Origin of the sequence: Polaribacter sp. Z014, assembly GCF_023555435.1 — a bacterium.
Classification (GTDB): Bacteria; Bacteroidota; Bacteroidia; order Flavobacteriales; family Flavobacteriaceae; genus Polaribacter.
On sequence record NZ_JALCZP010000004.1, the window covers coordinates 281,807 to 290,700 of the forward strand.

At 32.4% G+C, this 8,894-nt stretch carries 9 protein-coding genes and 1 tRNA gene; all 10 read right to left on the minus strand.

Annotated elements, in window-relative coordinates; genetic code table 11:
* Positions 1–4 precede the first annotated feature (4 nt).
* Entirely contained in the window at positions 5–1,132 is a 1,128-nt protein-coding gene (gene gmd, locus MPF19_RS08195) for a GDP-mannose 4,6-dehydratase (protein ID WP_203394106.1), read from the minus strand.
* Between the two features lie 149 nt (positions 1,133–1,281).
* Positions 1,282–1,626 carry a four helix bundle protein gene (locus tag MPF19_RS08200; protein WP_203394107.1) on the minus strand — a complete coding sequence of 115 codons (345 nt, stop codon included), beginning with the start codon at positions 1,624–1,626 and terminating at the stop codon, positions 1,282–1,284.
* A gap of 281 nt (positions 1,627–1,907) precedes the next feature.
* Positions 1,908–2,855: a GDP-L-fucose synthase family protein gene (locus MPF19_RS08205; protein WP_249987699.1), complete on the minus strand. Its 948-nt coding sequence runs from the start codon at positions 2,853–2,855 to the stop codon at positions 1,908–1,910.
* A gap of 93 nt (positions 2,856–2,948) precedes the next feature.
* Positions 2,949–4,271 carry a UDP-glucose dehydrogenase family protein gene (locus MPF19_RS08210; RefSeq protein ID WP_249987700.1) on the minus strand — a complete coding sequence of 441 codons (1,323 nt, stop codon included), beginning with the start codon at positions 4,269–4,271 and terminating at the stop codon, positions 2,949–2,951.
* A 70-nt stretch (positions 4,272–4,341) separates the two neighbouring features.
* On the minus strand, positions 4,342–4,764 hold the full coding sequence (locus MPF19_RS08215; protein ID WP_249987701.1) for an adenylyltransferase/cytidyltransferase family protein: 423 nt from the start codon (positions 4,762–4,764) through the stop codon (positions 4,342–4,344).
* Positions 4,765–4,875: 111 nt separating this feature from the next.
* Positions 4,876–5,307, minus strand: coding sequence for an adenylyltransferase/cytidyltransferase family protein (locus tag MPF19_RS08220; RefSeq protein WP_203394110.1), 432 nt, complete (start codon positions 5,305–5,307; stop codon positions 4,876–4,878).
* A gap of 185 nt (positions 5,308–5,492) precedes the next feature.
* Positions 5,493–6,425 carry a Gfo/Idh/MocA family protein gene (locus tag MPF19_RS08225; RefSeq protein WP_249987703.1) on the minus strand — a complete coding sequence of 311 codons (933 nt, stop codon included), beginning with the start codon at positions 6,423–6,425 and terminating at the stop codon, positions 5,493–5,495.
* A gap of 3 nt (positions 6,426–6,428) precedes the next feature.
* Positions 6,429–7,712, minus strand: coding sequence for a nucleotide sugar dehydrogenase (locus tag MPF19_RS08230; protein ID WP_249987704.1), 1,284 nt, complete (start codon positions 7,710–7,712; stop codon positions 6,429–6,431).
* Entirely contained in the window at positions 7,705–8,694 is a 990-nt protein-coding gene (locus tag MPF19_RS08235) for an SDR family oxidoreductase (RefSeq protein WP_203394113.1), read from the minus strand. The genes MPF19_RS08230 and MPF19_RS08235 overlap by 8 nt, the downstream gene beginning before the upstream one ends.
* Positions 8,695–8,813: 119 nt before the next feature.
* Positions 8,814–8,891: transfer RNA gene (locus MPF19_RS08240), tRNA-Val, on the minus strand.
* Between the last annotated feature and the right edge of the window lie 3 nt (positions 8,892–8,894).

Consider the following 8,894-nt stretch of genomic DNA (forward strand, 5'->3'; position numbering starts at 1 on the left):
AAAATTATTCCGCCTGTTTCAAAATTTCATGACCTGCCTTTAATAAAACAACATCTTTTTTCATGATTTCTACATCACCTTTCATCATATCTTTTACCAAAGAAGCTAAATCATGTTCTGGTACCCATCCTAATTTGTTTTTCGCTTTAGAAGGATCTCCAATTAATAAATCTACCTCTGTTGGACGGAAATAAGAAGGATCTACAGACAACACTTCTTTCCCTATTGCTACTTGAAATTCTTTATTATTACATGCAACAACGTATGCTTTCTCTGCTACGCCTTCTCCTTTAAATTCAACGTCAATACCTACTTCACTAAATGCCATACGTACAAAATCACGCACTGTGGTAGTTACCCCCGTAGCAATAACCCAATCTTCTGGTGCATCTGCTTGTAAAATCATCCACATCATGCGAACATAGTCTTTTGCATGTCCCCAATCACGTTTTGCTTCTAAGTTTCCTAAAAACACTTTTTCTTGCAAGCCTAAAGCTATTTTTGCTACGGCACGCGTAATTTTTCTAGTTACAAAAGTTTCCCCTCTTCTTGGTGATTCATGGTTAAATAAAATACCATTACACGCAAACATATTATACGCTTCACGGTAGTTTTTAGTTATCCAAAAACCGTATATTTTTGCTACTCCATAAGGAGAGCGAGGATAAAATGGAGAAAGTTCATCATAGAAACCTCTTTCATTTTTATTCTCTGGCATTCCTCCATATAATTCTGAAGTAGACGCTTGGTAAATTCTTGTTTTCTTTTCTAACCCTAAAATACGTACTGCTTCTAAAATTCTTAAAGTCCCCAATCCATCAACATTACCTACATATTCTGGAGTATCAAAAGATACAGCCACGTGAGACATTGCTCCTAAATTATAAATTTCATCTGGTTGACATTCTTGAATGATACGCGTTAAATTCATCGCATCCGTTAAATCCCCATAATGCAATTTTAATCTTTGATTTGGATCATGTGGATCTTGGTATAAATGATCAATTCTGTTGGTATTAAAAAGAGAAGATCTTCTTTTAATACCATGTACTTCATATCCTTTTTCTAATAATAACTCAGCTAAATATGAGCCATCCTGTCCTGTAATTCCTGTGATTAATGCTACTTTCATATCGTTTTTCGTTGTTCGTTGTTCGTGGTTCGTTGTTCGTTGTTTGTGGTTCGTTGTTCGATTTTCGTTGACCGTGTTTCGTTACTCGTTGGACGGTAAACGATGGACGATTTTCGTTACTCGGTGGACGAAAATCGAAGAACGATCTTTCACTTTAGTGATTTTATTAATTTATACAGCATCATCTTAATTCTTGTGCAAAGATCTAATAATTTCGTATACTCATCATTAGAAATATACCCTAAATCTTTAGCCAAAAATAATTGATAATTAGCTTCTTCTAAAGAGCCTTTCGCAATATATAAAAATTGAATAAACTCCTTTTTATACTGCCTCCCTTGCCCTTCTATTATATTTGTTGGAACACTACTAGAACTTCTTCTTACTTGATTGGTTAACCCAAATTTTTCTGAGGAAGGAAAGTTATTTGAAACCTGGTATACATCAAGAGTTAATTGATGCGCTAGTTTCCAAACTTGTAGTTTACATTCCATTTTTTTGTTCGTTGTTCGTTGTTCGATTTTCGTTGTTCGATTTTCGTTGTTCGATTTTCGTTGTTCGATTTTCGTTGTTCGTTGGTCGTTTTTCGTTGTTCGTTAGACGGTAAACGATGGACGATGGACGATAAACGGTAAACAATTTTCGTTACTCGTTGGACGATTTTCGTTACTCGTTGTTCGTTGTTCGATGGACGGTAAACGGCAAACGACAGACGATTTTCGTTACTCGATTTTCGTTGATCGATAAACGATAAACGGCAAACGATAGACGATTTTTAAAGCTTGACTTCTTTAAAGTTTTCTATATTCTCTAAAAACCAAGTATAGGTTTTTTCTATTCCATCTTCCAATTCTGTAGAATATTGCCACCCTATCTCTTTCATTTTCGAGACATCCATCAATTTCCTTGGCGTTCCATCTGGTTTTTCAGAATCCCAAACAATTTGTCCCTGATGTCCTATTACTTTTTGAATGGTCTCTGCTAATGCTTTAATGGTAATGTCTTTTCCTGAACCAATATTGTATAAATATTCTGGCAATTCATTTTCTAAAGCATACACCACAGCTTCCGCCATATCATCTACAAATAAAAATTCGCGCATTGGCGTTCCAGTTCCCCATAAAACAACATCCGAATTATTATTTTTAGCATCATGAAATTTACGAATCATAGCAGGCAACACATGTGATGATTTTAAATCAAAATTATCATGTGTTCCATATAAATTGGTAGGCATTAAGCTTACATAATCTTTCTGAAATTGCTTTCTAATTGCTTGGCATGCTTTAACTCCTGTTATTTTTGCGATCGCATACCCTTCATTTGTTGGTTCTAAAGAACTTGTCAACAAATGTTCTTCCTTTAAAGGTTGTGGTGCAAACTTAGGATAAATACAAGAACTCCCTAAAAATATAAATTTTTCAATACCTGTTTTTAATGCACTATCAATTAAATTATTTTGAATTTGCATATTCTCCATCAAAAATTGATACGGAAAATCGTTATTTGCTAATATTCCACCAACTTTTGCAGCTGCATCAATAACCACTGCTGGTTTTTCAGTATAATAAAAATCAAGAACTGCTTCTTGATTTTTTAAATCTAATTCTTTACTAGATTTCCCAACTAAATTAGTATACCCTTTTTTCTCTAAAGTTCTCCAAACAGCAGAACCCACCATACCTCTATGGCCCGCTATATATATTTTAGTATCTTTTTTCATATTTTTTTTCTTATCTGATGTCTCGTTTTTCGACTATTATTTTTCGTTCGAGCTGTAAACGGATATCGAATATCGGAAATCGAACATCGTTTTTTATTTCCCTATTTGAAAATACTCAAATCCTTTTTCTTCTAAATTAAAAGCATTGTATTGATTTCTACCATCAAAAATAATAGGATTCTTTAACTGCTGTTTGATTTCCACAAAATCTGGAGAACGAAATTCTTTCCATTCCGTTAATAATATTAATGCATCCGCATCTTGTAAGACTTCATACTTAGAAGTACAATACGTAACATTTTTAGCCTCTTTTAAATAAAACTCTTTTGCTTCTTCTACTGCTTTAGGGTCATATGCTTTTACTTTTGCGCCTCTTTTCTCTAATTCCTTTACAATATAAATAGCTGGTGCTTCTCTCATATCATCAGTACCTGGTTTAAAAGCCAGTCCCCATAAACCAAAAGTCATTCCTGACAAATCTTCTCCAAAACGTTTTACAATTTTGTTGGCAATCACCAATTTCTGAGCATCATTTACATTCTCTACAGATTCAATTAAATTTGCTTTATACCCGTTTTCTTCGGCTATTTTCTTTAAAGCTTTTACGTCTTTAGGAAAGCAAGAGCCACCATAACCCGCACCTGGATAAATAAAACTATACCCAATTCTTTTATCAGAACCAATACCTATACGCACCATATTAGCATCTGCACCTACTCTTTCACAAATATTTGCAATCTCATTCATAAATGAAATTTTTGTAGCTAACATAGTATTAGCCGCATATTTGGTCATTTCCGCAGAACGGATATCCATAGTAATAAAACGATCATGCGTTCTAAAGAAAGGCGAATATAATTGCTTCATTAACTCAAATGCATATTCAGAATCTGCACCAATAACAACTCTATCCGGTTTCATAAAATCATCTATCGCAGCACCTTCTTTTAAAAATTCAGGATTAGAGACAACACTAAACTCAATATCTTCACCTCTTTTATCTAATTCTGCTTGAATAGTAGCTTTTACCTTATCTGCAGTACCAATTGGCACAGTAGATTTATCTACTACTATCAATCTTTTCTGCATGGTTTCTCCAATAGACTTCGCTACCGCTAAAACATATTGTAAATCGGCAGAACCATCATCTCCCATTGGTGTCCCAACAGCTATAAAAACAATTTCTGCATCGCTGATAGCTTCTCCTAAATTCGTTGTAAAAAGTAAATTTTTATTTTTTACATTCTTTAAAACCATTTGTTCTAAGCCAGGTTCAAAAATCGGTAAAATTCCTTCTTCTAATTTTTGAATTTTCTTCTGATCGATATCTACACAAGTTACCTTATTTCCCATTTCGGCGAAACAAGTTCCAGAAACTAAACCAACATAACCAGACCCAATTACAGCAATATTCATAATTCTTTTTATTTTTTATTTTAAAGCAATCACAATAAAAAAACACTTATAAATAAGTGCTTATTTTAAACTAATTATTTTTCAACAACCAAGATGATGATTGTATTTTATCTCCTAAACCATCAATCAAATCAATATTTAATTCTTGACAAACCGGTGCTTCTGGAATTGAGTTATTATCTTGATCACCTCCATTGGCAAAACCTATTTGATACTCTTTGCCATACTTTTCATGAATAGCACGTATAGAAGCACAAACAGTTCTGTCTTTATCAACAGAAATCATTGCTTTATCTACAGATTTAATATTTTCTACAATAAACAAACGTTCTTCTTCTTTTTGAAATTCTTTAGAACCTTTTAATCCTCTTTGAAGATCGCTATTCACAATAACAAACAATTCATCTGCCAATGCTTTTGCATTATTAAAATATTCAAGGTGTCCTTTGTGAATTGGGTTGAAATATCCTGATACTATAATTAGTTTCTTCATATCTTCTTTTTTTTGACTAATATGTAATTAATTCTTCCATAGAAAAAAAGTGGTTTCCTTATAAAAAATTTACAAACAACAAAGTGTTCATAGATTATTATAGACGCCCCTTTATTTCTCTTTCTTTTTTAAATTCTCTTTTTCATGAACTTCTTTACGTAAGCCACTGCTAGAAAAACGGTGTTCTCTTTTATTAAAATACAAATCAATACCTTTTTCTTCACAATACTTTCTGCCTGTAAATTGCTTACTAGCATATTCATCCCCTATAATTCTAACATCAACTTTAAAAGATCTTAAAATATCTTCTAAATCTTGTTCTGTTGCATAAGGAACAATTTCATCTACATGCTTACATCCTTTTAGTTGAATGTATCTTTCCACAACAGATTGCACTGGCATATTTTTTTCTGGACGATCTAAGGTTGGATTTGTTTGCAATCCACAAATTAAATAATCACATTCTAGTTTAGCTTCTTCTAACATTTTTACATGACCTGCATGAAATAAATCAAAAGAACTAAAGGTAATTCCTACTTTCATAAATTTCTTTTTTAGCAAATATATATTAAATTTTTAATAAACAAAGACACTGTTCCTTCTACGCTTCCCTCAAACCTATCTAAAGTTATAATAAAATAAAAAAAATAATCAAGAGAATCTCGCTAAAACAAAAGCAACAACCTTAATTAGATCAACCTTTTTTAAGCCTCTAAAAAAAATAACTATTACTTAACAAATAGGTGTTTTTCTCCTAGTTTACTAATCGACGCATTTCTAATATTATGAACAATCTTAATAGACTCCTCAGAATCTTTAAGTCCAAAACCATTTCCTTTTAATATTTCTTGATAACTTGTAGTGTGCAAATCTGTAAAACCTGCACTAAACTCTAACTCTTCAGTATCTATAGTAATAGATCTAAAAGTTCTTTGTCCTTTTTCTTTTATTTTCTGAGGTAAATCTTCTTCATTAATTGATAAAAACCAGCGTACTCTAGCATTTTTAAACTCTAAATACCCAGCCGATTTATCTTTTTCTCTTACATGAACTACATTCTCTTGAACCTCTCCAAAAATCCAAGAAAGCATATCGTAAAAATGAACTCCTATATTTGTAGCGATTCCTCCAGATTTACTTTCATCTCCTTTCCAAGAAATATCATACCATCTTCCTCTAGAAGTTATGTATGTTAAATCTACATCATATTTTCCATTTTTGTTTTCTGAAGCTACTTTGTTTTTTAAGGCAATAATACTTGGGTGCAGTCTTAATTGTAGAATTGTATTAATTTTCTGACCAGATTCTTTTTCGATATCCTTTAAAGCATCAATATTCCAAGGATTTAAAACTAAAGGTTTCTCACAGATAGCGTCCGCACCTCTTCTTAAAGCCATTCTAATATGAGAATCGTGTAAATAATTTGGCGTACAAATACTTACATAATCTAAATGAGTGCCTCCTCTTTTCAGTTTTTCTATATGACGATCAAATCTTTCAAACTCCACAAAAAAATCTGCTTTCGGAAAAAAACTATCCATAACCCCAACACTATCAAACTTATCTAAAGCTGCTATTAGTTGGTTATTAGTATCCTTAATAGCTCTTAAATGTCTTGGCGCAATGTACCCTGCAGCACCTATTAATGCAAAATTCTTCATTTTTTATAGTGATTTATCTACATGCTTAGAATCTAAAAAATTCTTAACATCATATACAATTGATTTTTCTTTTTTAATTTCTACAAAATTCAAGTCTTGAAATTCTTTATGCGCTACCACTAAAATAACGGCATCGAATTTCTTTTTAGGTAAAACGGTACTCGAATCTAACTGATATTCTTTTTGAACTTCGTTTGCATTTGCATGTGGATCAAAAACGGTTACGTTTGCTCCATATTCTTGTAACTCATAAATAAGATCTACCGCTTTTGTGTTTCTAACATCCGGACAGTTCTCTTTAAAAGTAATTCCTAAAACCAATATTTCAGCTCCTTTTACTTCAATATCACGCTGAATCATCAATTTAGCAACTTCAGAAGCTACATATTTGCCCATACCATCATTTACACGTCTACCTGCCAAAATAATTTCTGGATGATACCCATATTCTTGTGCTTTTTGAGCCAAATAATAAGGATCTACTCCAATACAATGCCCACCAACCAAACCTGGTTTAAATGGTAAAAAATTCCATTTTGTTCCCGCAGCTTCTAAAACATCTTGCGTATTGATACCCATCAACCCAAATATCTTAGCCAATTCATTTACAAAGGCAATATTGATATCTCTTTGAGAATTTTCAATCACTTTTGCAGCTTCAGCAACTTTAATTGTAGGAGCCAAATGTGTCCCTGCAATAATTACAGATGCATACAAGTTATTCACTTTTTCTCCTACTTCTTTGGTTGAACCAGAAGTGACTTTTAATATCTTTTCTACGGTATGTTTTTTATCACCTGGATTAATTCTTTCCGGAGAATACCCTACAAAAAAGTCTTTATTAAATGTTAAACCTGAGACTCTTTCTAAAATAGGCACACAGTCTTCTTCTGTAGCTCCAGGATAAACCGTAGATTCATAAATTACGATATCTCCTTTTTTAATAACACTACCAACCGTTTCACTTGCTTTTATTAAAGGAGTTAAAACGGGTCTGTTATTTTTATCTACTGGCGTAGGCACTGTAATTACAAAATAATTACAATCTTTTAACTCTTCTAAATTAGATGCAAAAAACAATCCTTTTTCTCCAGAATTCTCTTTAACTATTACATCTAGTAATAAATCTTTAGAAACCTCTCTTGTATTGTCTTGTCCTAATTTTAATTCTTCTATTCTAGGCTGATTGATATCAAAACCAACAACAGCATACTTTGTTGCAAAAAGTCTTGCTAATGGCAAACCCACATATCCTAAACCAATAATACCTATTTTAATTTTACTCATTCTTTAAGTTTTTCCAATACCAATTTATAGACTCCTTTAACCCTTCTTTTAATGAAAACTCCGGATTATAATTTAATAACTTTCTAGCCTTTGATATATCTGCATGAGAATGTGGAATGTCTCCAATTCTATTTGGCCCAAAAACTACGGATACATCATTAATTTTGGAATTGTATTTCGACAAATACTCCTTTAAATAATCACACAAATCTACTAAGGTATTTCGATCTCCAAAAGCTACATTATATATTTCATTTGCCGCTTCTTTATCTGCAATTAGACTCAATAAATTTGCTTGAATCACATTATCGATATAGGTAAAATCTCTAGAATAAGTTCCATCTCCATTAACCACAGGAGACTCTAAACTCATAAATTGATTTACAAATTTAGGAATTACAGCTGCATACGCTCCATTTGCATCTTGCTTTCTACCAAAAACATTAAAATACCTTAAACCAATTGTTTCTAAACCATACGTTTTCCCAAAAACATCTGCATACAATTCATTTACATATTTAGTTACTGCGTAGGGTGATAACGGCTTACCGATTACATCTTCTACTTTAGGTAACGATTCAGAATCGCCATACGTAGAAGAACTCGCAGCATATACAAATCTTTTTACATTGCTGTCTCTTGCTGCTACTAACATATTAAGAAAACCCGCAACATTTACATCGTTTGTTGTAATAGGATCTTTAATAGATCTTGGCACAGAACCTAATGCAGCTTGATGCAAAATATAATCTACACCAGAAGCGGCCAACATACAATCTTCTAGATTTCTTATATCTCCTTCTATTAATGTAAAGTTCGTATTATCTATAAGCGCGGCAATATTTTCTCTTTTACCTGTAGAGAAATTATCTAAACAGATTACTGTATTTTTTTTTGCGAGTAAAGCCTCACACAGATTAGAACCGATAAAACCAGCACCTCCTGTAACAAGAACCTTTTTTCCCGACAATTTAATATCCATTAAGAAATAATTTTAGGTATTTTTTTAAAGAAACAAATATAATAAAAGAATCATTGGCCTCTTTACCAAAAACCATTAAAAACAAAAAATCCTTCACAAAATGTGAAGGATTTTTACTTTGGTGGGCAATGAGGGATTCGAACCCCCGACCCTCTCGGTGTAAACGAGATGCTCTGAACCAACTGAGCTAATTGCCCTAA